Annotated in this window: 22 protein-coding genes; 9 read left to right on the plus strand and 13 right to left on the minus strand. The window is 63.9% G+C overall.

From position 1 onward, the window contains the following. Positions 1-11 precede the first annotated feature (11 nt). The 3 genes from NKG59_RS20130 (at position 12) to NKG59_RS20140 (ending at position 2,608) form a co-directional block, all read left to right on the plus strand. Entirely contained in the window at positions 12-1,034 is a 1,023-nt protein-coding gene (locus NKG59_RS20130; RefSeq protein WP_253540377.1) for an aliphatic amidase, read from the plus strand. A 26-nt stretch (positions 1,035-1,060) separates the two neighbouring features. Next, on the plus strand, positions 1,061-2,242 hold the full coding sequence (gene fmdA, locus NKG59_RS20135) for a formamidase (RefSeq protein WP_253540380.1): 1,182 nt from the start codon (positions 1,061-1,063) through the stop codon (positions 2,240-2,242). Between the two features lie 66 nt (positions 2,243-2,308). After that, positions 2,309-2,608: an FmdB family zinc ribbon protein gene (locus tag NKG59_RS20140; RefSeq protein ID WP_092970957.1), complete on the plus strand. Its 300-nt coding sequence runs from the start codon at positions 2,309-2,311 to the stop codon at positions 2,606-2,608. 102 nt (positions 2,609-2,710) lie between these two features. On the opposite strand, the gene NKG59_RS20145 is transcribed toward NKG59_RS20140, so the two are convergent. Beyond that, complete coding sequence (locus NKG59_RS20145) at positions 2,711-3,739, minus strand: MerR family transcriptional regulator (RefSeq protein WP_253540383.1); 1,029 nt, start codon at positions 3,737-3,739, stop codon at positions 2,711-2,713. Between the two features lie 257 nt (positions 3,740-3,996). On the opposite strand from NKG59_RS20145, the gene NKG59_RS20150 reads away from it, so the two are divergent. Continuing rightward, positions 3,997-5,781, plus strand: coding sequence for an EAL domain-containing protein (locus NKG59_RS20150; protein WP_253540386.1), 1,785 nt, complete (start codon positions 3,997-3,999; stop codon positions 5,779-5,781). A 16-nt stretch (positions 5,782-5,797) separates the two neighbouring features. Here the strand turns inward: NKG59_RS20150 and NKG59_RS20155 are convergent, their stop codons facing one another. Continuing rightward, positions 5,798-6,550 (minus strand): autoinducer binding domain-containing protein, encoded by a 753-nt coding sequence (locus NKG59_RS20155; RefSeq protein WP_253540389.1) that lies wholly within the window; start codon positions 6,548-6,550, stop codon positions 5,798-5,800. A 287-nt stretch (positions 6,551-6,837) separates the two neighbouring features. On the opposite strand from NKG59_RS20155, the gene NKG59_RS20160 reads away from it, so the two are divergent. From NKG59_RS20160 to NKG59_RS20175, 4 genes are all read left to right on the plus strand, one after another. Then, a complete protein-coding gene (locus NKG59_RS20160; RefSeq protein WP_253540392.1) occupies positions 6,838-7,119 on the plus strand; it encodes a hypothetical protein in 282 nt (93 codons plus the stop codon). Between the two features lie 365 nt (positions 7,120-7,484). After that, complete coding sequence (locus tag NKG59_RS20165; protein WP_253540395.1) at positions 7,485-8,903, plus strand: discoidin domain-containing protein; 1,419 nt, start codon at positions 7,485-7,487, stop codon at positions 8,901-8,903. A 182-nt stretch (positions 8,904-9,085) separates the two neighbouring features. Then, on the plus strand, positions 9,086-10,738 hold the full coding sequence (locus NKG59_RS20170; RefSeq protein WP_253540399.1) for an alkaline phosphatase D family protein: 1,653 nt from the start codon (positions 9,086-9,088) through the stop codon (positions 10,736-10,738). 27 nt (positions 10,739-10,765) lie between these two features. Then, positions 10,766-11,779 carry a 2-dehydropantoate 2-reductase gene (locus NKG59_RS20175; RefSeq protein ID WP_253540402.1) on the plus strand — a complete coding sequence of 338 codons (1,014 nt, stop codon included), beginning with the start codon at positions 10,766-10,768 and terminating at the stop codon, positions 11,777-11,779. Here NKG59_RS20175 and NKG59_RS20180 read toward each other — a convergent pair. The 8 genes from NKG59_RS20180 to NKG59_RS20215 all read right to left on the minus strand — a co-directional run bounded on the left by NKG59_RS20180 (position 11,776) and on the right by NKG59_RS20215 (position 17,718). Beyond that, positions 11,776-12,468 (minus strand): Crp/Fnr family transcriptional regulator, encoded by a 693-nt coding sequence (locus tag NKG59_RS20180; RefSeq protein WP_253540405.1) that lies wholly within the window; start codon positions 12,466-12,468, stop codon positions 11,776-11,778. The two genes, NKG59_RS20175 and NKG59_RS20180, sit on opposite strands and share 4 nt — an antisense overlap. A 17-nt stretch (positions 12,469-12,485) precedes the next feature. Next, positions 12,486-12,857 (minus strand): 2OG-Fe(II) oxygenase family protein, encoded by a 372-nt coding sequence (locus NKG59_RS20185; RefSeq protein WP_253540408.1) that lies wholly within the window; start codon positions 12,855-12,857, stop codon positions 12,486-12,488. Positions 12,858-12,901: 44 nt separating this feature from the next. Next, complete coding sequence (locus NKG59_RS20190) at positions 12,902-13,165, minus strand: DUF2164 domain-containing protein (protein ID WP_253540411.1); 264 nt, start codon at positions 13,163-13,165, stop codon at positions 12,902-12,904. Positions 13,166-13,200: 35 nt separating this feature from the next. Continuing rightward, a complete protein-coding gene (gene treA / locus NKG59_RS20195; RefSeq protein ID WP_253540415.1) occupies positions 13,201-14,814 on the minus strand; it encodes an alpha,alpha-trehalase TreA in 1,614 nt (537 codons plus the stop codon). 186 nt (positions 14,815-15,000) lie between these two features. Further along, positions 15,001-15,561, minus strand: coding sequence for a dihydrofolate reductase family protein (locus NKG59_RS20200; protein WP_253540418.1), 561 nt, complete (start codon positions 15,559-15,561; stop codon positions 15,001-15,003). 70 nt (positions 15,562-15,631) lie between these two features. After that, positions 15,632-16,804 (minus strand): GGDEF domain-containing protein, encoded by a 1,173-nt coding sequence (locus tag NKG59_RS20205; RefSeq protein ID WP_253540421.1) that lies wholly within the window; start codon positions 16,802-16,804, stop codon positions 15,632-15,634. 165 nt (positions 16,805-16,969) lie between these two features. Beyond that, the gene (locus tag NKG59_RS20210; protein WP_045205742.1) at positions 16,970-17,296 is read right to left on the minus strand and encodes a hypothetical protein; all 327 of its coding nucleotides are present in this window, start codon (positions 17,294-17,296) and stop codon (positions 16,970-16,972) included. 71 nt (positions 17,297-17,367) lie between these two features. Then, on the minus strand, positions 17,368-17,718 hold the full coding sequence (locus tag NKG59_RS20215) for a hypothetical protein (protein WP_024977928.1): 351 nt from the start codon (positions 17,716-17,718) through the stop codon (positions 17,368-17,370). Positions 17,719-17,926: 208 nt separating this feature from the next. On the opposite strand from NKG59_RS20215, the gene NKG59_RS20220 reads away from it, so the two are divergent. Further along, a complete protein-coding gene (locus tag NKG59_RS20220) occupies positions 17,927-18,505 on the plus strand; it encodes a chorismate mutase (protein ID WP_420804043.1) in 579 nt (192 codons plus the stop codon). Positions 18,506-18,573: 68 nt separating this feature from the next. On the opposite strand, the gene NKG59_RS20225 is transcribed toward NKG59_RS20220, so the two are convergent. The 3 genes from NKG59_RS20225 to NKG59_RS20235 all read right to left on the minus strand — a co-directional run bounded on the left by NKG59_RS20225 (position 18,574) and on the right by NKG59_RS20235 (position 24,501). Further along, positions 18,574-20,733, minus strand: coding sequence for an Ig-like domain-containing protein (locus tag NKG59_RS20225; protein ID WP_253540424.1), 2,160 nt, complete (start codon positions 20,731-20,733; stop codon positions 18,574-18,576). Between the two features lie 46 nt (positions 20,734-20,779). After that, the gene (locus NKG59_RS20230) at positions 20,780-22,561 is read right to left on the minus strand and encodes a glycoside hydrolase family 28 protein (RefSeq protein WP_253540427.1); all 1,782 of its coding nucleotides are present in this window, start codon (positions 22,559-22,561) and stop codon (positions 20,780-20,782) included. A gap of 458 nt (positions 22,562-23,019) precedes the next feature. Then, a complete protein-coding gene (locus NKG59_RS20235) occupies positions 23,020-24,501 on the minus strand; it encodes a DegQ family serine endoprotease (protein WP_253540443.1) in 1,482 nt (493 codons plus the stop codon). Positions 24,502-24,609 lie beyond the last annotated feature (108 nt).

Raw genomic sequence — 24,609 nt, forward strand, 5'->3', positions numbered from 1 at the left:
TAGGAGCAAGCATGCGTCACGGGGACATTTCGAGCAGCCAGGACTGCGTTGGCGTGGCCGTCGTCAACTACAAGATGCCGCGCCTGCACACGCGCGCCGAGGTGCTGGAGAACGCGCGCAACATCGGCCGGATGCTGGTCGGCATGAAGCAAGGTCTGCCCGGGCTGGACCTCGTGGTGTTTCCCGAATACTCCACGCACGGGATCATGTACGACGCCGCCGAGATGTACGAGACGGCGGCCACCATCCCCGGCGATGAGACCGCCATTTTTGCCGCGGCATGCCGCGAGGCCAAGGTGTGGGGCGTGTTCTCGCTCACCGGCGAACGTCATGAAGACCACCCCAACAAGGCGCCCTACAACACGCTCATCCTGATGAACGACCAGGGTGAAATCGTGCAGAAGTACCGCAAGATCATGCCGTGGTGCCCGATCGAAGGGTGGTATCCCGGTGGCTGCACCTACGTATCCGAAGGCCCCAAGGGCCTGAAGATCAGCCTGATCATCTGCGACGACGGCAACTACCCCGAGATCTGGCGCGACTGCGCAATGAAGGGCGCCGAGCTGATCGTCCGCTGCCAGGGATACATGTACCCGGCCAAAGAGCAGCAGGTGATGGTGTCCAAAGCCATGGCGTGGATGAACAACGTCTACGTGGCGGTCGCCAACGCGGCCGGGTTCGACGGCGTGTATTCGTATTTCGGGCACTCGGCCATCGTTGGATTCGACGGCCGCACGCTGGGCGAATGCGGCACCGAAGAGATGGGCATCCAGTACGCCGAGCTGTCGGTCGGGCTGATCCGCGACGCGCGCAAGCACCTGCAATCGCAGAACCATCTTTATAAGCTCCTGCACCGCGGCTACACCGGCACCATCAACTCCGGTGAAACGCCAGAAGGCGTAGCCGCCTGCCCCTTCGATTTCTACAAGACCTGGGTGAACGATCCGGCCGCCGCGCGAGCGCAGGTGGAGGCCCTCACCCGCCGCACCGCCGGCACGCCCGAATGCCCCATCGATGGCATCCCCCACGCCTGACGCCAATTCCCTGAGGAGAAACCACCATGCAGCATTTCAAGATCCAGCCCGGCAAGCCACTGGCAGAGCAGGCCGAACTCGGCCACAACCGCTGGCATCCGGACATCCCGTTCCTTGCCAAGGTCAAGCCCGGCGAAGAGATCATCATCGAATCGCTGGATTTTCTCGACGCGCAGATCCGCGACGACGACAAGGTCGACGACGTGCGCAATGTCGACCTGACGCGCGCGCATCCGCTCACAGGGCCCTTCTACATTGAAGGCGCGGAGCCGGGCGACCTGCTGGTGGTGGACCTGCTCGACATCAAGCCCGTCACGCCGATCGGCTTTTCCGGCGTGTTCGCAAAATCCAACGGCGGCGGCTTCCTGGCGGATTATTTTCCCGATGCCGACAAGGCCATCTGGGACTTGAAAGGCGTCTATGCCACGTCGCGCCATATTCCCGGCGTCCGGCTGGCCGGCCTGACACACCCTGGGTTGATGGGCTGCCTGCCCTCCCGCGAACTGCTGGACGAATGGAACCGCCGCGAAGCACCGCTGGCCGCCAAGGGCCTGGCCCAGCCGCCTGACCCGCGCACCGCCGTGCTGCGCGGCGTGTCCGGCGCAGAATTCGATCGCATGGCAGGCGAGGCTGCACGCACGGTGCCGCCACGCGAGCACGGCGGCAACACCGACATCAAGGACCTGTCGATCGGCACCCGCATCTTCTTCCCGGTGTACGTCAAGGGCGCCGGCTTCTCGATGGGCGATCTGCATTTCTCCCAGGGCGACGGCGAAATCGGCTTCTGCGGCGCGATCGAAATGGACGGCGCCACGCGTGTCGGGTTCGACCTCATCAAGGGCGGCATGGCCAAGTACAACCTGAGCGCGCCGATCTTCATGCCCAGCCCCGTCAAGCCGCGCTACGACCAGTGGTTGACCTTCGAGGGCATCAGTGTGGAGAACGGCACCAACTACTACCTGGATGCCACCGTCGCTTACCGGCAAGCGTGCCTGAAGGCCATCGATTACCTGACGCACTTCGGCTTCACCGCCAGCCAGGCCTACATGCTGCTGACGGCTGCGCCGGTGGAGGGACGCATCGGCGGCATTGTCGACATCCCGAACTGCGCCTGCACGGTGTCGATTCCCACGGCGATCTTCGATCAGGACATCACCCCCAAGGGCATGCTGAACGACAAGTCGCACTGGGGCCGCAAGCCCGACTGACGCTGATGGCCAATACGCGCCGGCCATGGCGGCACCGCTACGGCCGGCGCTGCAACGGAGGCATTCATGCCGCTATACGACATCCGCTGTACCGCTTGCGACGGCATTTTCGAACGGCTGATTCCGGCTGCGAAACTGCACGCGCCCACGCCCTGCCCCTATTGCGACGAAGACACGCCCGCCGCGCCAATGCCGACCGGTGGGCGCGTTGCATTGAAATCAGTTTCACGCTGGCAACCCAGTTCGCTGCATGAGCAACTGGCGGGCAAACCAATCACCGGACCAGGCAGCGCCGGGGGCTCCGGCCGCCGCAACAGCGTCCTCCATGTCTGCGGCGGAAAGCACTGTTCGATCTGCGGTGTGTGAGCCCAGACGCTGGCCCTTGATGGTGGCCTCTTGCATACACAACAACGCGCGGCCAAGGCGCCTGCCTGACCGGCAGACGCCTCGGATTGCGCAAGCGGCGGCTTACGCTGCCGCCTTCAAACTTTCCATTGCCTCACGCACATAGGCGATGAGGTCCGGGCCCATCCACGGGCTGGCGGAAAGCTCCGGCTCCCGCTCCATCGCCAGGCGCACCTTGGCTTGCGTTTGCGGATCGTCGCCCGCATACGAGCGGAACAACTCGATCCAATGCCGCGCAAGCTCCTGCATGGCCGGCGCATGCGGAGGCGTGCCCTTGGCTAGATGCTGCCGCACCTGCGCAATCAGGGTCGGCCACTCATTGGCACGCTTGCCGAAGTTCGCGCGCATGAATTGCAACTCATGCGCCGATAGATACTTCCCGTAGATCGCCAGCTTGGTTTCGTTCGCCGCCTCCATGATGAAGTCGAGCATTTCCAGGCTGATGCCGGTGCGCTCCTGCAACGCCGGCTCGTTGATGTGCATCGTGTGCAGCTTCGCCGTGAGAACCGGGTCGAGCGCCGCGTCCTGCGCGAGCAATCCCATCCATTGCTTGGCAAGCGCCTGCGCCTCGCTGCTGCGTGAGGCCACTTGGCGCGTCATCGCATCCTGCACGGTCGACACCAATGCCGCCCACCGTTCGTGGCGGGCGGTATCGGCGTCCATGCGTTCGGCGCGGGCACGTTCTTCCTGCGAAAGGTATTTGTCGTACATGGTCATCCATTCCAAGGTTGTGAGCCACTCGGTCAATTCGGGCTCCTCCTTGCGCACGAGCTGGCCGTGCAGCCGCGACAGTCGATCGCGCAGCACGCTGGCTTGCGTGATCTGCTGATCGAGCATCGCGATCTGCCGTTCCACGATCGTGGTCAGGGGAATGTCCGGATTGGCCAGGAAAGCCCCGACATCGGCCAGCGACATACCGAAGCGCCGCAACGCCTGGATCTGGTGCAGACGGGCGACGTCAGCCCTGTCGTACAGCCGGTAGCCGCTGTCGGAGCGGGCCGAAGGCGTGAGCAGGCCGATGGTGTCGTAGTGATGCAGCATGCGCACCGAGAGGCCGCAGCGTTTGGCGAGATCGCCCACTTTCAACAACATGGTGGCTCCTGTCTTCTGGCTTGGACACAGGCTAGGACCTCACACAATGTGAGGGTCAAGCACGGCGTGAATAGGATCGAAATGCACAGCGCCCGATGAAGATGCGCGCGCATCGCGCATTCTGAACCACGCCCCTCTGTGGTGGGGACCATCTCCCGCGAACCCGCGCCGCTGCGTGCGTCACAAAAAGTTCATTCAACTCTGTGTTCAGCGGGTCGTTTAGCGGAATGTCCGATCTTGCGTCTGCCGCCAACGTCATGACTTTCTCACCGCTTCCCTTGCCCGCGGGCATTGCGCCCGAGATGCTGCGCACGGTGTTCCAACCGATCTTCCGCCTGTCCACCACCGAGGTGCTCGGCTACGAAGCCCTGCTGCGCGGGCCGGCGGGTTCGGCCATGGAGTCGCCCGCGGCGCTGTTTGCCGCTGCATCGGACACAGCAGGCACGATTGCGCTGGAGACCACCGCTGCGCGTCTGGCCATCGCCAATTTCTCGGCGATGCGGCTGCCGGGCAAGCTGTTTCTGAACTTCAGCGCACTGGGCGTACGCCAGTTGCTGGAAGACCATGCCCGCCTGCTGCATGCCATTGCCGACCACGACCTGCACCCCTCGCGCATCGTCATCGAACTGACCGAGCAAACGCCCATCGATGATCTGGCCAGCTTTGCCGAGGCCCTGTCGGTGGCACGCGACTTTGGCCTGCAATGCGCGCTGGACGATTTCGGCACCGGCAATGCCAACCTGAACCTGCTGATCGAACTCACGCCCGACTTCATCAAGCTCGACAAATATTTCCTGCGTGACATTGCCAAGCACCCGGCCAAGCTGGACATGGCACGCACGCTGCAACAGACGCTCAAAGGCGGCGCCACCAGCATCATTGCCGAAGGGCTGGAGACTGAAGACGAACTGGGCGTGGTGCGCGACCTGGGCATCCGCTTTGGGCAAGGTTTCTTCCTCGCGCGGCCACAGGACAAGCCGGCGAGCGACATGTCGAGCCAGGCGGCGCGTGTGCTGCAGTCTTCGCAGATTGCGGTGTTTCCGCAGGCTGTGCGCGTAGGCTGGCGCGCCATCACGGCCAGCAAGTTGCTGCGTGTGGCACCTACCTTGCCCTTGCGCAGCAGCAACGACGAGGTGCTGCACCTGTTCAACCGTCACCCCGATCTGCACGCCGTGGCGCTGCTTGATGAAGACGAGCGTCCGCTCGCGCTCATCGCACGCCGAGCGTTCATCGACCGCTATGCGATGCCGTATCACCGCGAGCTGTACGGCAAGAAACCGGCGCTGGCGTTTGCCAACCGCCAGCCGGTGCTGGTGGAAAAATCCGCTTCGCTGGAAGACATGTCGGCGCTGCTGATGAGCGAAGACCAGCGCTACCTGACCGACGGTTTCATCATCACCGAGCATGGCCGCTACCTGGGCCTGGGCACCGGCGAAGAGCTTGTGCGCACCGTCACGGAAATTCGCATCGAGGCCGCGCGCTACGCCAACCCGCTCACGTTCCTGCCAGGCAACATTCCGTTGAACCTGCACATTGAACGTTTGCTGGAAGCGCGCGCGGAGTTCTACGCCTGCTATGTCGACCTCAACCACTTCAAGCCCTTCAACGACCAATATGGCTACTGGCAAGGCGACGAGATGCTGAAGATGGCCGCCGCCGTGCTGGCCACTGCATGCGAGCCCACGCGCGACTTTCTCGGCCACGTGGGCGGCGACGATTTCCTGATCCTGTTTCAGAGCGCCGACTGGCAGGCGCGCATCACGCAGGCCATGGTGGCGTTCAACGCCAACGCGCTCGCCATGTACACGCCGGCGGATCGCGCGGCGGGCGGCATCCATGCAGAAGACCGCAAGGGCCTGCCCGCATTCTTCCGCTTCGTGACGATTGCGGTGGGCGCGCTCCATGTGTACCCCGGTGCCGCGCGCAGCAGCGATGACATCGGCACCGCCGCCGCCCTGGCCAAGCGGCGCGCCAAGCAAAGCGAAAACGGCTTCCATCTGGAGGCCATGCGCCCTGCCCCTGCCGTGCGGGCCATGGCCTGACATCTCTGCGCCTGCGCTACAGCATCGCGGGAATCAGCCCGAGCAACGCGGCCTTTACCACGGCATGCGTCTTGTTGGCGGCGTTGAGCTTGGTGATGGCGTTGCGGATGTGGAAGTTCACGTTGCGCTCGGTCATCTCCAGGATGGCCGCGACTTCGGCCGCTGTCTTGCCTTCGGCCGTCCAGTGCAGCGTCTGGCGTTCAACCTCTTTCAAGCGCGCGGCGGCATCGGGCAAGACCTTTTCGGCCATCAGCGTGCTGATGCTGGCGTGCGCGCGCTGGCTCAGCCAGATCATTTCGGGCTCGCTCGCGGCCAGCTCCTCTTCGGTGATGGGCGTGGCGCGGCGCACCAGGCTGAAGGTACCGAAGATGCCGGTGTGATCTCGTATGGTGTGCGACCAACCGTGGTTGAGCCCGTGGCGGCGCGCGTCCATCCAGAACGGCGCGTCTGCCGTGGCGATGCTGGACCACAGCATTGGCTCGACGCAGCGCTGCCCGAACTGCAACACGGGATCGATCGCCAGATAGCCGCACACCCGGTAGTGCTCGCACCAGGGCTCCGGATAGGTGCTCCAGCAGATGGTGTTGAAGCGCGTGATCGGAATGGCTGCACGCAAGGCGTAGGCGCAATAGTCGAAGCCGAGCAGAACCACCGCCGTTTGCAGGCAGCGGATGACTGCATCGGCATCGCGCAGGGCATTCAACTCGCGCAGCAATGCCGCCCGCCAGGATATTGCGCAGCCATGCGGCACTTGGTTGTGAACGCCCATTCCCTCGACCTCCAGAGCACACCCTAAATCGCCATGCCCGCGCCCATTCCCGGCTTTCCTCATTTCAAACGGGCGAAAAGCGTGATCAGCCTTGCGTTTTGCTGAGAGCAATCGTTGGCGTGCTGAAACTATACATAATCCGAAACGAATTGCAGTCCATGCATAGTCGATGCAATTAGTGGATTTTCTCGAATATAGGAATAACGCAATACAGAAATAAATAAATTGATTGCCAAACAGTTTTGCGCAAAAAAACATCCACTATTTAAATCTGCTTTTTATGCAGCATGCCCGCCCTCGCCATTGCAAGCTGGCTACGCGGGGCAGTTTTTTTACAACGTCGGGTAGGCCGAATTCGTATCGTCGGCTTCCGCCAATGGCGGTTGCGGGCGGTGCAGGTGCGCCTCGCTGCGCATGACCCGCTTGCCGTATCGAAAACGCCGCAAAGCGGGCGCCGGCGCCACTTCAGGATGGTGCGCAAACGCGACAAGCAGCAAGGTTTGCACCGTCGCCGCGCGGCAAAACGCCGCAGTAAAAATAACAATATCGACTTCGCACGTGCAGTTTGATCGACGTGCGGAAAATTTGACGTGTCAGATTTACACGCACGTGTGGCGATTCGCTACCACGGCAGCGAATTAGGGCAAGAACGGCGTTCTTATTGGGGTTTCACAGTGTCAGCGAAACCCTTACAGTCTGGTCCGCGACTCGCCCTCTCGATGTAGTCGAGGCCCCGACAAGAAACACGACGGTACGAAGCAACAGGGTTTTTTGGCGCGTCTTTATCCTCGTCACTCCCCCGGTTTGTGGCGCTTTTTCAAATCCGGATTTCCCGGAATTGGCGGAGCTTTGCCCAAATTCAGAAAAGTGACGCGGACTTAATGCGGCGGTTGCCCCCGCCCCACTGACCCATTTGCATAGGAAGTCCCGTTTCATGCGCTCCACTCTGATTTCTCTTGGCCTTGTCGCTACCGCGGCCCTCGGTCTGTTCTCTGCCGGTGCCCAGGCCAACTGCGTTGCCAATCCGCCCACGCAATCCAACACGACGTTCCCCGCCAGCCTGACTGGCAAGCTCGCGTATCACAGCTACGTCAGCTACGGCGATGGCACCAGCCAACTCTTCATCTACGATTTTTCGGCACGCACGCTGCAGCAGGTGTCGAAGGCGGCCTGGGGCATCCAGGACCCGATGAACGCGGTGTTCAGCCCTGACGGCAAGTGGATCGCCTTCATGGGCATCACCAACAACGCGTGGAACGTGTTCTTCTGGCAAGTCGGTTCGACCAGCATGCCGATCAACCTGACCAACAGCACCGGCCAGACGCGCAATGAAGATCCGAAGTTCAGCACGGACGGCAAATCGCTGTTCTTCAAGCAGAACGGCGATGTCATGCAGGCCGCGCTGTCGTACACCAGCTCAGGCCCCGTCTTCACCTCGACTGTGAACCTCACGCGCACGGCACCGACATTGGAAAACTCGATGCCGTTTGCCACGCCGGACGGCACGGCCGTCTACTACACCACGGGCACGGGCTCGGGCATGGGCCTTTACAAGCAGACCGTGGGCAGCACCACCAAGGTGGCGTTTGACACGCCGGCGGGCCTGGCGACGTACTACCCGATCGTGCGCGCGGACGGCACCGTCTTCTATGCCCGCTGGCACGACGCTACCAGCCAGGCCGACCAGATCTACACCAAGGTCAACCCAAGCGACACGCCCAACCAGCTCACGCTCAACGACTGCAACAGCAACAACTCCGACCCGTCGCCCGTGAACGGCACGAACTACGTGTTCTTCTCGTCGACGAGCGCCGGTGGCTACCAGCTCTACCTGGGCGACGCGAGCAACGGTCAGCGCTGGAGCCTGTCGCAGTTTGGTGTGAACTCGGACACGACCAAGGCGAAGCTCGGCTCGAACTACTACCCGGGCACGCCGACGGCCGCAGCACAGGCCATCACGCTGCTCTCGCAAGGCAAGCCCGCCAGCGCGTCCACCAGCTACAGCGCCAGCCTCGGCCCGGCCTATGCGTTTGACGGCAACACCACCAGCACGCGCTGGGATTCGGTGGAAGGCGTGGCCGGCGCGCAATGGCTGATGGTGGATCTGGGCTCGACCCGCACCATCACCGGCGTCGACCTGTACTGGGACGCTGGCGCCAAGGTGTACTACATCCAGACCTCGAATGATGGCGTGACGTGGACGAACATCTACTCGACGTCGAGCGGCGCTTCGTGGGGCCACACATCGCTGGCCAACCTCAAGGGCAGCGGCCGCTATGTGCGCATGTACGGCACGCAGCGCGCCACGCAATGGGGTTACTCGCTCGACGAAATGCAGGTGTGGGGCTACTAAGCGGCAGCTCCAGCATCGTCTGACATGACAAACGCCCCGGTGGCTTCGGCCATCGGGGCGTTTGTCATTGGTGCGACGAGCCGACCGCATTGGGGCCTACCCCTAAATTGTCAAAAGCTGAACATTCAGCCTGCGCAGGGCTCGGCACGATGGCGTCTCCGCACCACGCCAGAGGATGGACGATGCCCTCCCATAAATCGCCGCATACCCCCGCGCACGGCATGAGCCGGCGCGATTTCCTGACGCTAGGCACTGCCGCTGCCAGCCTTGGCGCGCTGGGCCTGAGCCTGCCAGAAGGCGCGCAAGCAACCGACGCCAACTGGCATGCCGGCCAGCTCGCGCATCTGATTCCGGCGGCGAGCCACGACCGCTTTCTCATCAAGGCGTCGTTTCAGGCACCACTTGCGCGTGCGCCGTGGCTGATGGTCAACGGCAAGCGCGTCGCCGGCGAGCGAACCGATGCCGCCGGCCGCTTCTGGCGCTTTGATGCGCGCGGCCTGCAGCCCGCCACCGAATACACGCTGCGCATTGTCGATGCAGGCGGCAAGCCACTGGCCGACGCATGGCCGCTGCGGACTTTCCCCGCACCCGATGCCACCCCCGCGCGCCTGCGCATCCTGGCCTACACCTGCGCAGGCGGCTACGATGGCCCACCGGTGGCCGGCAAGACCGCATGGCTGGACATGACCGCCCGCCGCCGCCTGCTCGCGCGCGGGATGTCCTTCGCGCCCGACACCGTCATCGCCAACGGCGACCACATCTACTGGGATCTGCAGACCTCGCAGAACAAGCCGTTCGCACGCCAGGTGCGCGAACTGATGTGGGCGAAGTTTGGCGGCGCGCTCGACACGTCTGTGCCGATGTCGCACCCGAAGAACGAAGCCATCTTCACACGCGTTTGCGACTACCAGGTCAGCGGTCTGTACGGCACCACGCTGCGCTCCACGCCCGCGTATTTCCTGACCGACGACCACGACACCTTTGAGAACGACGAGTTTGACGACAAGGTGGCCACCCTGCCGCCGGAGCCGTACGGTCTGGTGGGTGCAGAGCTGACGCAACATCGCTACTACCCCGAGTTCCTGCCCGACGCGAACCGCCCCGTGTGGCTGCCCGGCGGTGACAAGGCCGGCATGCCCGCGGACACCAACAGCGCCTTCGGCACGCTGCGTTATGGCGCATTGCTCGAAGCCGTGCTGTACGACTGCCGGCGCTTTCTCGACAACAAAGGCATCCATGCACGCGTGGTGCCGCAATGGGTGGAAGACTGGCTCGTGGCACGCACGCGCGCTGAAGACACCGCGCATTTCTTCCACGTGCCGTCGCTGCCGTTTGCGTATTCGTCGGGCAAGCTGGGCGACTGGTATCCGGATCTGCTCGACAGGAAGACCGGCCGCCTCGTCGCCAACCAGCCTAAGCCCGGTTGGCAGGCCGGCTGGCACACGCAGCACCAGCGCCTGGTGGCGGCGCTTGCCGAGCAGAAGCAGCGCGCGGCCGTGATCGTGCAGGGCGACTTCCATGCATCGGCGGCCGGGTCCATGTCGCGCTCGGGCGATCTGGCGTTCGCGCATCCGGTGCATACGGTCATGACCGGCACGCTCGGCACCGGCGACCTCGCTTTCCCTTCGGCATTCCGCAGCATCGAGACCACGCCCGCGCTGTCCGTCGCCATGCAGGAGGCGCTGCACCCCACCGAGAAAAACGGCTTTACCATCATCGACGTAACGCCCGAGAAGATGACCTTCTCGCTGTTCATGTGGCGCCCGCCCGAGCCGGTGGAAGCCATCGATACACTGCAGCCGGCCCTGGTGTACGAGGTGCCGCGCCTGGCTTGAGGTGCCAGCGCAACAACAAGGAGACGCATGGCGAAGATCTGCATCGTGGGGGCCGGCTCGATCGGCTGCTATCTGGGTGGCCGTCTGCTGGCGGCCGGCGCCGATGTCACGCTGGTTGGCCGCGCACGCATCGGCAACGAGCTGCGTGAGCACGGCCTCACCTTGACGGACTACCGCAACGGCCGCTGGCAGGTACCGCCGGCTGAGGTGCGCTACGTGACCGACCCCGGCGCTGCCGCCGATGCCGATCTCGTGCTCGTCACGGTCAAATCTGCTGCCACGCAATCCGTGGCCGATGCATTGAAGCCCGTGCTGCGCGCGGGTACCGTTGTCATCAGCTTCCAGAACGGTCTTGGCAATGCCGACGTGCTGCGGGCCACCGTGCCGCAGCACACCGTGCTGGCCGGCATGGTGCCCTTCAATGTGATGCAGCCTGGCCCCGGCGCTTTCCATCAAGGCACGGGCGGCGAGCTGGAAGTGGCAGCGTCACCCATGCTGCAGCCGTTTCTGGGTGACTTTCTCCGCGCGGGTCTGCCGCTCACGGAACGGACCGACATGGCGGCCGTGCAATGGGCCAAGCTGCTGCTCAACCTGAACAACGCCATCAATGCACTGGCCAACCGGCCGCTGAAGGAAGAGTTGTCGCAGCGTGCGTATCGGCGCTGCCTCGCGCTGGCGCAAATGGAGGCACTGCGGCTGCTGTCGCGTGCGGGCATCCAACCCGCCAAGCTGACGCCCATACCGCCCGCCTGGATTCCACGCCTGCTCGCCACGCCCGACGCGGTGTTTGCGCGGCTGGGCGGCAGGATGCTCGCCATCGATCCGCTCGCGCGTTCATCCATGTCCGACGATCTGGCCGCCGGGCGCACGACCGAAGTCGACTGGATCAACGGCGAAGTTGTGCGCTTGGCGGAGCGCCTGGGGCAACGCGCGCCCGTAAATGCGCAACTGTGTGCGATGGTGCATGCCGCCGAATCTGCCGCCACACGCCCGAGCTGGTCGGGCAACGATCTGCTGGCGGCCTTGCGGGCTGCGGGTTAGTCGGCGCCGGCTTCGCTCGCGTCCAGCAACAACGCCATGTCCTGAATCTCGATGTGGCCATAGCGCAGGCGGATCGCGCCGAGTTTGACCAGCGCCTGCAGCTCCTTGCTGAGCGTCTGCCGGCTGATGCCCAGCATCATCGCCAGCGCGTCTTGCGAGGTGGAGATGCTCGCGCGCCCTTCTGCCGATTGCGACACATCGCCGTGCGCCAGTGAAGCGATACGCCGCGCCACACGCGCCCGCGTGCCGTGCAGCGCCGCACTCGCCAGCGAGCCATACGCCAGGCGCAAGCGCGTCGCCACCAGCCGTGCAATCGCTCCGGCAAATGCGGCATCGCGCATCAATGCTTCAAAGCGCGCCACGCTCACCCCCAGCACGTCCGAATCTTCCAGCGCAATTGCGCAATGGCCACGCGGTTGTTGATCCAGCGTCGACACCCCGCCAAACCAGTTGCCTGGCTCCACCAACGTGAGGATCGCCTCATCTCCGTCAGCGTTGAAGATGGAGAGTTTGAGCGCGCCACTGGCCACGCCAAAGAACGCGTGCGAACCCGCGTCCATCGGATCGCCCTGACGAAAGAGAAATGCGCCAGCCGCGATGTGCAGGGGCACCGCGGCTTCGAGCAGCGCATCAGCCGCGCGCGGCGGCAGGCTCTGGAACCAGGGGTTGGCGGCAAATGCGTGCGTCACGATTCTGTTCCCGGCCCTCAGGCGCGCGGCCCTAACACCCACCCCACCGACAGCACATACCGGCTGCCACCCACCACGCGCGTCACGCTGTGCTCGCACGCATCGGGGCGGAAGAGCTTGATGCGCCTTGTCTGGAAGATCGGGCTGGCGCAAACGAACTCGCCGCCCTCCCGCGGCGACTTCAGCACGATGTTCAGCCGATAGTGGCGGCCGTTGGTGACGGGGTCGGTATGCGGCGGAATTTCCGAACCGTCCGGATAGCGGATCAGGTAACTATCGAACGGGATGGGCCACAGCGCGGTGGCCAGCAGCATCTTGTCGTAGCCGGTGCCCTGGCGGCCGCGCTGCCAGCGGAAGGCCGTGCTGAAGAATGCGCGCAAGGAAGACATGGAAGCGAAGCAGCCCGATGGAATCCGGGCATGGTAGCGGGGAACTATCGGCGCTTGTCGAATTTCTTCCAGTATCCGAACGGCTCCTGGTAGCACTCGTAGTCGAGCTCGGCCACGCGCGTATGCAGGCGTTCCTGCACCTCCTGCACGGCGAGGTTGTAGACCACCGGGCCGATCTCTTCCAGAAAGAAACTCAGGAGCGCACCGGCCTGGATGTTGCCGATGCGCTCTTCCATGTGCTCGGTGAAGTAGCGCTGGATGGATTGAACCGCCTCTTCGCGGACGTCGCGGTCAAGTTCGATGGGCATGCGAGGCGCTCGTGGTGGCGGATGAAACCGCCAGCTTACTGCCCGCGGCCATACGCATCCAGCAGCTTGAGCGTGACACCGTTCGTCCAGCCGAAGCCGTCCTGCAATGGATACTCACCCCCGCCGCCACCCGTGCCCGTACCGTCGACGATGTATTTCTCGACAAGCTTCTGCTGGCTGGCATAGAGCTGCTCGACGCTGCCAAGAAAGCGCTCGCCGATCGCCTGGGCGAGCGGCTGCCAGCCGTACCGCTGCGCACCACGCAGCGCGATCCATTGCAGCGGCGCCCAGCCGTTGGGGGCATCCCATTGCTGGCCGGTCTTAAAGGTGGTGGTGGACAGCCCACCCACCTGCAGCAGCGCCTGCTGCGTCCACTGCAACGTCTTCCACGCGCGGTCTGGCCGTGCAGCACCCACAAACAGCGGATACATCATCGCGGCAGACTTGTTATCGCGAATGCGGCCGAGCTGCCAATCGTAGTCTGCGTAGTAGCCGGCGGGGTGCCATAGATAGCGCTCGATGGCGACTGCACGTTTTCCGGCGCGCACGGAATACTCGACCGTGCACGCAAAATCGCGCGCCGCTGTGCAGCCCCGCGCAATGGTCTTCTCCAGCTGGAACATCAGGCTGTTCAAATCCACAGGCACGATCGACGTGGTGCGAATGGTGCCCAGCGTGGCGTTGTCGCCAAACCAGCGCGAGCTGAAATCCCACCCGCTTTCAGCCGCTGCGCGCAGGTCGCGCCAGACTTCGTTGGCAGGGCGCGCGGGTGTTTGCTGCGCGGTGGTCACGTCTTGCAGATAGGACTCCGGGCGCGGGGTGTCCTGGTCGTCCCAGTAGCGGTTGAGGACAGCGCCGTCGCGCATGACGACGACGTTGCTGCTCGCCTGCCCAGCGGGCGTAGTCGAGGCACCGCGCATCCAGTACGCATACTCCTTGCGCAGTTGCGGCAGGTAGCGCTTGAGCGCCGCATCGCCCTCCTGCTGCGCGGCGAGCTCGACCATCAACGCAAAGAACGGCGGCTGCGAGCGGCTCAGGTAATACGTGCGATTGCCGTTCGGAATGTGGCCGAACTGGTCGATGGCATAGGCGAAGTTGTCGAGCATGTTGTCGACCAGGTCTTCACGGCCGGCCTCCTGCAGCCCGAGCATCGTGAAGTAGGTATCCCAGTAATAGCCTTCGCGAAAACGGCCGCCCGGCACGACATACGGCTTGGGCAGAGGAATGAGCGAGCTGTTGTCAGGCGCGGTGGTCGTCGTGCGCGTGAGCGCCGGCCAGAGCCAGTCGATGTGGGCGCGCGAGGACTGCCCCGCAGGCGGTGTCACGGGCGACTCCACCGGCGGCGTGAAGTACTGATCGACAAACGCCTTGAGCGAAAAACCCGGTACGTTCTTCTGTGCATGGTAAGCCTGCAGGATCGCAGCCGGTGCGGCTTTGGGCACCGCATCGACAAATGTCTTCTGATCCGGATACACCTGCGCGGTCTGCACGGCCACGAACAAGTCGCCGTAAAGCTTGTCGGGCGACGGCGGCAGCGCGGCACCCACGCCCACATCGGCCAACGCGGACGACGCCGCCAAACCGAACGCCAGCCATGCAGCAACATTGGCCGCGCGGCGCCGGATCAAAAAGTGAGCCTGTCGATGCATCGTCGTCTCCTGCCTGGTTGACGGAAAGCCAGTCCAGAAAAGGAGACGCCGACAGCGTTGTCAAATCGACAGGTTTTGCGCAAAACGGCGACGTACCGAAGCGCAAGAAATGGCGCCGTCTTGGGCGCTGCGGGCAAGCAACTTGCTGATGCGCGGCGATGCTTGGCTCGGTCATCCGGCCCGGCGCTACCCGCGAGCAACCTCGTAGCGCATCTCCACGAAGGTGTTCTTGTAGGGCACGGCGGAAGTGAGCTTGAGCGCAGGCTGTACGATGCGGCGCGGCAACAGGGGCAGCCCGGTGCCCAGCGTGACAGGCATCACCTGCACGATCAGTTCGTCAAGCAGCCCTGCATCGAGAAACTTGCCGGCGAGTTCCCCACCACCAACGATCCAGAGATTGCGTCCGCCGGCTGCGGCGAGCATGTCGCGGTGGACGGGCGCCACATCACCACGCACGAATCGGATGTCTGCACCTTGCACCGCCGGCAGGGTGCGCGATGTGAAGACCCACGCAGGCTGAACGTAAGGCCACGGCTGCGCTTGCCCCTCAGGGCCCGGCTTGGCCAGTTCGCGCAACAGCCATTCGTAGGTGGACGCACCCATGGCCAGCGCGCCGACGTCGCGAATGAAGCCGTCGTAGCTCGTGCCTTCCAGTGAGCCAAACTGCATCAGCCAATCGAGCGAGTGATCCGTCGTGGCGATGAAGCCGTCCAGGGTGGTAGCGGCGTAATACTGCGTCTTCGACATGGCGGGCTCCCGTTGAAATTTAGGAGCGAAATGCTACGCCGCACGGATTGCCGTTGCCTTGCGGGCGGCGCTACACCACCGGAACGGCGTTGCCAGCATCGGCAGCGCAAATCCGGTTGCGCCCCTGATGCTTGGCGTCGTACAGCGCGCGGTCTGCGCGTGCGCTCAGCCGGTCGAACGATTCACCGGGTTGCCACGCCGCCACGCCACCGCTGATGCTGTAGCGGCAGGGCTGCGCACCGGCCATGACAACTTGCGCGGCAGCAGCTTTGCGCAAGCGATCTGCGAGGTACATGGCGTTGCCGCTGTCTGTGTCGGGCAGCAGCAGCGCGAACTCTTCGCCACCGATGCGCCCAAGCACGTCGGTCGGCCGCAGTTGCGCTTGCGCCATCTGCACGAACGCGCGCAGCACCGCATCGCCGACGGCATGGCCGAGGCTGTCGTTGATGCGCTTGAAATGATCCAGATCGAGAATCAGCAATGCCAGCGGCTTGGCGTGCCGCTGCACACGGCCAACATGGCGGCGTGCCAGCACCTCAAAGCCCTGGCGCGACAGCGCACCGGTCAGGAAGTCGCGGTTGGCCGCATCGCGCGCGTCGGCCAGCAGCGCGTCATGCACCATCAGCATGGCCGACATCGACAGGATGGGCATGATCGCCGCCGCCACCACGAGCAGCAGCACGCTGCCGGCGCTGGCAAACATGCTCGGGCTGGAAGCCGCATCCAGCGTCAGGAAATAGAAGCCGCGTACGAGCTGACAAACGCCGAACACGAAAGCAATGATGGCCGTTACCCGATACGGATAGGTCGGTCGACCAGCGGGCGAATGGCGTACCAGCATCCACGTCAATGCCGTGCAGAATGCGGCGGAAAACAGCGTGGTCGAAAACACCCGCATGGGGATGCTGTCGACGGCGTAGCGCCAGTAGATGACCGCCACCCCTACCGCCGTCACGCCTGCCAGCAAGATCGGCCACTGCGGCCGACGGCCGAGAAAGCGCGCGCAGCCCGCGTAGTACGCAGCACCACCGAGCGCCAACAGGACGTTCGCCACAACAACCGAGAGGCTGTCGGGAATCTTCCCGCGCAGCAGAATCAAGGGTAGGGCCAGCACCACGGCCAGATTGGCACCAAACCATTCGGCAATGCCGGACTTGCCAGCGCGCAGCAACGAACCGAGCAGCCCCAGAAGCACAAAGCTCATCAGCGCCGACGTGGCAATGGCGACGCCAGGATCCAGCATGAGCACTCCCGCAAGTCTTCTGTGGCGGGGATTCTACGAAAAGTGGCGCATTGGTGACATCACCGGGTGGTGGGGCACAACCTGGGCCGAAAGCCGCAAATCAGCGCAGCCGGTGGCTTCCATGGTGTGATGACAACCCTTGCATGTAGGAACCGCCGCGCAAGGTCATGGCTTCGGTCCGAGATCGTCTACGGCATGTCCGCCAGCGGGCTGCAACGCGGCTTCAGCGGCGTCCACCTGCGTGGGCTCGGCGTCGATGGTCAGCAGAAAGCGCCCGCCGATCACGACGTTCTGGAATTTGCGCTCGTAGGTCTCGGCGTTTTCGCCGCCGGGCTCGTAGTCGCCGCAAAGGAAGTTGCCGCACAAGGCACCTGCCTCGTCACCCTGGTGCGACAGCGCGACGCGCTCCAGCGTGAGGCCGGTGTTCAACACGGCTTGGCGGGCTGCCTCAGCAGCGGCGTGGTCTGTGAAGATGCGGACGATGGTTGGCATGGGTTCTCCTCGACGTGGTGAACCCAAAGTTGACGCATCGGCCGTGCCCAGCGGCACGCCGGGCGGGTGGCTCAGAACAGCGCCATCTGCCGCATCCCAAACCCGATCGCCTCTTCCACCCGCATGCGCGCGTGCGTGAGCGACCCCTCGATGCCCGAGAGCGTGCCGGCCAGCCAGCGGTAAAGCAGCGGCGCCTGACCGCGCGGGCTCAGGTGGATTTCACCGAGCTTCTTGCCGCGCTTGTCACGGTAGTAGTGGGAGCGGTAGCCGCGTTCCCAATGCGTGATTGGGCCACGCCATCGGCGCAAGCGGCGGGGTTTGGTGGGGGACGTTTCGGCTGGCGATGCCGACGCTGGTTCCTCCCAGCCGAAAGCGGGTTTGGCAAACAGCGGCAAACCTTCCAGATCGGGGTAAAAATCCATCGTCGTATGCTCAGCTAGCCGCGCCGCCGCAGGCTTTGCAGACAAACACGGCGCGCAGCCCGCATGATACCTGGGTTTATGGCAGACAGCACGTGCAAACGCCCTAACGGCGGGCATCGGAACAACGTTGCGCACGTCGTCCGATCAGCGCTTCGGTATGATGGCCGCTCCCAGTTTCATGACACGCGGCAATCGACCGGTACCTAGCATGAAGAACGCCCTTAACACGTTGATGACATCCCGAATCGCCTGCACCCTGCTGTTGGCGGCGAGCTTCGCCACCCAGGCCCACGCCCAGGACGGCGCCTTTGCACCGCTGCTCCGCCATCTGGCGGATCGCCTGGTCACCGCCGACCAGGTTGCGCTGAGCAAATGGGACAGCGGCCAGTCGGTTTACGACCCGGCACGCGAAGCCAAGGTCATCGCCAATGCCTCGGCGCAGGCGCCAGCCTACGGCCTGGCAGCCGCGGACGTGAGCGATGTCTTCACAGACCAGATCGAGGCGAACAAGGAAGTGCAATACGCCCTGCTGAACGACTGGCGCCGGGCCGGTGCTGCGCCCACCGCGCAGCGGCAGAGCCTGCCGGATGTGATCCGCCCCAAGCTGGACGGGCTGCAGAAATCCATTCTGCAAGCCTTGCGCGATGTTGCCCCCGCACGCGGCCAGGCGGATTGCCCGGTGCAGGTGGCGAACGACATCGGCCGTGTCGTGCATGAGAAATCGCTCGACACCCTGCATCAGATTGCTCTGGACCGTGCAACGGCAAGGCTCTGCAGCACCCGCTGATCCCATGAAAAAACGGCGCGGTCCTGAAAGGGCACGCGCCGCTGCATCCGTCACGCTTGTCCGTGAAATCAGGGCGTGGGCGTCCAGCTCGCGCCGCTGCCATCCTTGAAGCTGGCGAACACCTTGGCGGTGGTGTTGAGCCCACTCAAATCAATGGCGCTGGTGGCGTATTGGGTATCCCGACCCGACATGCTCAGCGCATTGCCGGCCGCGTCCATGCTCAGCCATTCACGCCACCCTGCGGTTGCGGTTGGTGTTCCGGGGTACGGTGCCATGGCGCCGTTGGTGTTCGGATCTTGCCAGCCGCCGCTTGCAATGTGTGCGCCCATCTTCGTGCTGATGTACGCGGCTGTGTCGCAATACAGTTGAGCATTGCCGAAACTGCCGGTGCCCGTGTATTGCTGGGTGCAGTAGCTGTTCGCGGCCTGGGTGGCACCGGTCAGGGATCGTGCGAGATAGGTGGTCCCCGCAGGCACCGTGGCATCCGCGGTCAACGCGCTGTTGAGCACCACGAAGCCCGGGTAACCCGTGGCCGCACGTGCCTGGATGATGGCGTTGACGCTGTAGCTGCCGCCCGAACCGGCGATCGGGTCAAACGTCGTATGCAGCTCGCTCTGCTCGAACAGCGCTGCATAGGGCGAGCCCCAGATGAAATCGACGTTTCCCGCAATGTAGGACTTGTAATACCAGACCCAGCCCTTGGTCTGGATCGTATCCTGCGCGCTCAGGAAGTTCATGAAACTTGCCACCATGCGACTGGCGGTCAGGGTCGAGGTGTTGTAGTAAAGCGCCTCGGCCTGGTTGTTGAAGTTCGACTGTCTGACGTGCGAGTTCTGCAACGTGAAGTTGGTGAGCTTGAGCAGGTCGGAGCCCTCCACGAGAAGGACGGATCTTCCGCCCCCCAGGGCGCGCCGGGTGCCGCTGCCTTCCGTCGTCAGCGTTGTCGCCGGTGCTGTTTTGCTGCCGCCGGTGCCCGGGTTGTAAGACTCCGAGTTGTCCTGGTAGACGATGGTGCCCGCCTGGCTCTGGCCCGAAATCGTCAGGTTATTCACGTTACGCAGGAACAGCTGCTCGTTGTAGCTGCCATCCTGGATCGTGATCGTCTTGCTGGCCGACGCGTTCGCGCTGCTGTTGCGCATGATCCAGTCGAGCGCACCCTGTACGGTCCGGAAGTCCGCCGAGCCGGTGCTGGCGACGGTCACGGCCGTCTGGGATGCCGGGGCGGCCTTGGTCGTGAAGGTCCACGCCGTAGGCGAGGTGATGCCCGCAAAGGGGGTACCGTTCATCTTGCCGGCCAATACACCGTTGTCGATGGTGACGTAGTACTTGGTGCCGTTGCTGAGCATGTTGTCGTGCAAGCGGATGGTGGCTGTGTTGCCGGAAATCGTGACCGGCGTGTAGTACACATACCGCCACTGGGTCAGCCCGGTGTTGTTGCCCAGCGTGTCGATCTCGGTGTTGGCGGCCGGCATGTACGTCTGCGTTTCGCCGCCGGCGGTGACCGGTGCGCCACTGATATCGATCTGGTCGACCTGCGCGCCCGTCGTGGCATTGAAGACCTTGATCAAGCCGGTCGCACCCAAGGTAGGTGTGGCGTCAAAGCTGAGTTGCAGCCGCGTGTCGACATAGGCGGCGGTTTCTCCATTGGCGGGAACCAACCCGACCGCGTTCGTCGAGCCTGACGACGAACCACCGGAAGACCCCGATCCTCCGGAAGCCGCCGCGACCGTCACAGACGTATTGCAACTGCCCTGGGCCGCGCAGCCCGACACCCCTTCGCCGGACGTCGAGACAGAACTGGTGAGGCTACCGGCGGCTGTGGCCGTGGCCGTCAGGGTGACGGTCGCGGCGGCTCCGGCTGCGAGCCCCGCAGGAATGGTGCACGTGAGCGTGCTGACCGCCGGGCCGCATGTTGCACCCTGCGCGTTCACCGCGATACCGCCGACGTTGCCGGGCACGGTGGCCACCAGCGAAACGGTATCCCCGGTGGCGCCGCTTCCGTTGTTCACGGCGGTGATCGTCCAGATCACCCGGTCGCCAACGGCGGCGCTCGTCTGGCTGGCGGTCTCGGACACATTCACAGAAGCGAGGCTGGCCGTTGTAGCCGAGCCGCCGCTTCCGCCGGTGGTAGCGCTGGCGGTGCCGGTGCCACCATCTCCGCCGCAGCCCGCCAACAGCAGTGCCGGCAGGGCTGCAACCACAACTGCGCGCTTGAACGTTCTTGTCATTGTTGTCTCCTCTTCTTCTTTTGGTGTGAGCGGGCCGTAGTTGTGCTCAGTGAATCGACATCGGCGCATTCACTGCGGGGAAGTCCACGAACGCGCTCGAGCAGTCATAGGGCGCCGGGGTTGCCGTCCGGTTGTCGAAGATGTGGACGTGGTTGATGTCCTGGCCCGCGAGCAGCAGGCTGGCAAACGACACCGGCCCCGAACCCATCGTCAACTCCGCATAGGACGGCACGGGATTCGTCAGCTTGGTCGTTGCCCAACCCGGCAGAGAATCAAAAACCACGTTGTCGAAGACGACGTTGTAGAGATAGTTGAACTGGCTCTGCGACTGGTAGCCGCGCAGCAGCAAGGCCGCGTTGGCGCCGTCGTAGACGGAGCCGGCCACATCCAGGTAGCGGAAATTGCGCACAGTGATGTCGTGAAGGTTCGGGTAGAGCGCCTTGGCCGAGCCGGAAGCGTCGCCGTAGTACGGGTCCATCACGATCGGCTGTTGCACGCGCCGTGCGCACACACCGTCAACCGTCACATTCTTGACTTCCCCGCCACGGCTATCGTCAGTCTTGATGCGAAAGCCGCTGGTGGCGCCCATGTCAAAGCCGTCGATGGTCAGGTCGCGAATCGTGATGCCGTTCATGCCGCTGTCCGTTTCGCTGCCGAGCGACATGCCGTGCGTGAAATAGAAGCGGTTGTGCAGGATCTGCACGTTGGAAACGGGGCCCGTGGTGCTGGCGTGCGACTTGATGGCGATGCCGTCGTCGCCGTTGCTGATGTGGTTGAACGCGATGAGCACGTTCTGCGATTGGCCCGGGTCGATGCCGTCTGTGTTTTTGACGGTGGCAGGCGTAAAGCAGGTGCTGGGTGTGGTGGTATTGGGCGAACCTGAGACGACCGGCGTCGTGTTGGCTGCGCATTGGTAGCCTGCCACGGAGTATTCGAGCGAGGGCGTCAGGATCTTGGTGCCCCAGGCGGTCACGCCGCTGACGCCACTGGTGACAACGTGGAACTTCGGCGCGTTCTGCAACGTAATCCGATAGAGGCTGAAGTTGCTGCCGCCATTCACCTGGATCAGGCGCGGGTTGTTCTGACTGGCGTTGCTCATGGTTTTGGTCAGCGCACCGACATCCCACCACGTGAGCTTGTTGGCATACAGGCCGGAGGTGAGCACCTCGCCGCCGCGGCCGTCGATCACGCCGTCGCCGACCACGCCGTTGCCATTGGGCGTCGTTGTGATGAGCGCGTTGCAGCCGTTGTCGCTGCTGGCGGTTTCACCGCAATTGTTCTTGCCGCTGATCTGGTAGTCAGACGGCTTACGCGAGGCGAACAGCGTCACCCCCGCATCGACCCACAGCGTGACGGACCCCGGCAAGACGATCGGGCCACTGAGGAAAGCGTTTTGGCCTTGGCTTCCCTTGACCAGTTTCACCGCTTGTCCGGCAGGACAACCGTTGACGGCCGCCTGAATGTTGGCGGTGTCGGGCTGAGAGTCGGCCGGCGGCGCATCCACCGACGCGTCAAGCAGCCCCTTGCTGTTCTTGGTCAAGGTGGCGCTCAAGGTCGCGCACACCGTGGTGGGCAGCGACGGCTCCTTGCCCTGCACGGCCGGATCAGAAAGCGCCGTGGCCGGCCAGAGCGCAGTGGACGTTGTCGTAGATGTACCGGTGCCGACTCCAGGGCCGGTTCCAGGGCTCGTGGCGACACCACCACCGCTGCTGGCGATGTCGCTACTGCTGCCATCACCACCCCCGCAGCTGGCCAACGCAAGGCTGACAGATAGGCAGATCAGGCCGATGCAGGCACGCGCTGGCCGCACCGCTCTTGAATGGGTCATCGTGTTGTTCTCCTCGTTTTCTTCGTATGGGTGTGAATTCAGCGCGCGTGCGAGCCGCTCGCAGGCGGAGCAGCGCGCATTTGGCGGGGGCGGGCGCGCGTAGGAATACGGGCGGCGAATGGGCGGATCAGCACACGCCGGTGTTGCGCCGCAACGTGCGTCGTGAAGGCGCGAAAAGCGTATGGGCGCGAGTTGGCGCCCACCGCCGGTGGCGGGGGTATTGCATGCGTCTCCTCTCTGCTTTTTGTATTGGCCTCTACCGGAGGACTGCATCCTTGCGAGCAGGCATGTCCCCGGTCAGCCAATTTCTGATATATCAAAATCTATTAATTGATATATTAGAAGTCAAGGCAGGGTTTTCCCGGCAGCGCCGGAGGGTCGGCAAGACGGAAGCAAAAAAAAGCCGGCCCCAGAGGACCGGCTATTCGAGGAGAGATAGCGCCTAGCCAAGATCTACGTCAACCCAGATCCACAGGCACGAAGATCTTTGTATCGTCACGCTGCACCAACAGCGCGACATGCTTGCCGGCACGATCCACCAGCGTGCGCAACTCCTGCACCGATGACACCGGCGTGCCATTGAGCGACAGGATCACGTCTCCGGGCTGGATGCCGACCTTGGCCGCCGGGCCGGTTACGTCCATCACCACGAGGCCGCCAGGCAGGCCGTTCTGGCGCTTCTCTTCCGGTTGCAGTGGTCGCACCGCCAAGCCCAGGCGGCCTTGGTCCGGCGCAGCCTTTTCACTGGACGCCACCTTGGCGTCCTTGGCTGCACCGACGGTCACAGTCAGCGTGGTCTGCTTGCCCTGGCGGATGATCTGCAGCGGGACGGTGGAGCCCGGCTTGATGTCGGCCACCTGCTCGGGCAGATCACCCGACCGGTCGATGCGCGCGTCGCCAATCTGCAGGATCACGTCGCCAGGTTGCAGGCCGGCCTTGGCTGCGGGGCCGCCGTCTTCCACCGAGTTCACCAATGCGCCTTCTGGCTTGGGCAGCTTGAAGGAGTCGGCAAGCGACTGGTCGACCTCTTGCACCGCAACGCCCAGGCGGCCACGCGTGACCTTGCCGGTGGACACAAGCTGCTGCTCCACCTTCATCGCCACATCGATCGGCACGGCAAACGACAGGCCCTGGTAGCCGCCGGTCTGGCTGTAGATCTGCGAATTGATGCCAATCACCTCGCCGCGCTGGTTGAACAGCGGGCCGCCCGAGTTGCCCGGGTTCACGGCCACATCGGTCTGAATGAACGGCACATAGGTATCGTCCGGCAGCGAGCGCGACTTGGCGCTCACGATGCCTGCCGTGACGGTGTTCTCGAAACCGTACGGCGAACCGATGGCCAGCACGGGCTCTCCCACCTTGGTATTGGCTGGGCTGCCTATCTGCACCACCGGCAGGTTCTTGGCGGAGATGCGCAGCACTGCCACGTCGGATTGCTTGTCGACGCCCAGCACCTTGGCCTTGAACTCGCGACGATCGGTCAGCTTGACGTTGACCTCCTGCGCGCCGTCCACCACGTGGGCGTTGGTCAGGATCAGCCCATCCGCCGAGACGATGAAGCCGGAACCCAGTCCGCGCACGATCTGGTCGCCGCGTTGTTGCGGCATCTGCGGCATGAAGTGTTTGAAGAATTCTGAGAACGGATCATCCGGGCTCATGCCGGGCGGCAGACCCTGCATGCTGGTGCGCTGCGCGTGCGCGGTGGTGCTGATGTTGACCACCGCCGGGCCGTAGCGATCGACGATGCCGGAGAAGTCCATCGGCGCCGCAACAGCCACCGGAGCTGCGCCGGGAGCCGGCGCGGTCGTTGTCGTTGCGGTGGCCACGGGTGCCGCCACCGCACGCGAAATCATGTCTTTCTGCAGATAGGCGTAGCCGCCTGCAACGGCGACCACAGCCGCCAGGCCAGCCGCACTGCGTGCCAGGGTTTGACGCGTCATTGTCGTGTCCTCTCTTGCTTAGCACGAGGGTCACGGCCTGCGGAGTCGCCTGTCGTGCCCATCGGTTGAAGGCATCGTAGGCGGGCAGACTTAAACGAGACTTAAAGG

Origin of the sequence: Ralstonia chuxiongensis, assembly GCF_024158925.1 — a bacterium.
Taxonomy (GTDB): Bacteria; Pseudomonadota; Gammaproteobacteria; order Burkholderiales; family Burkholderiaceae; genus Ralstonia; species Ralstonia chuxiongensis.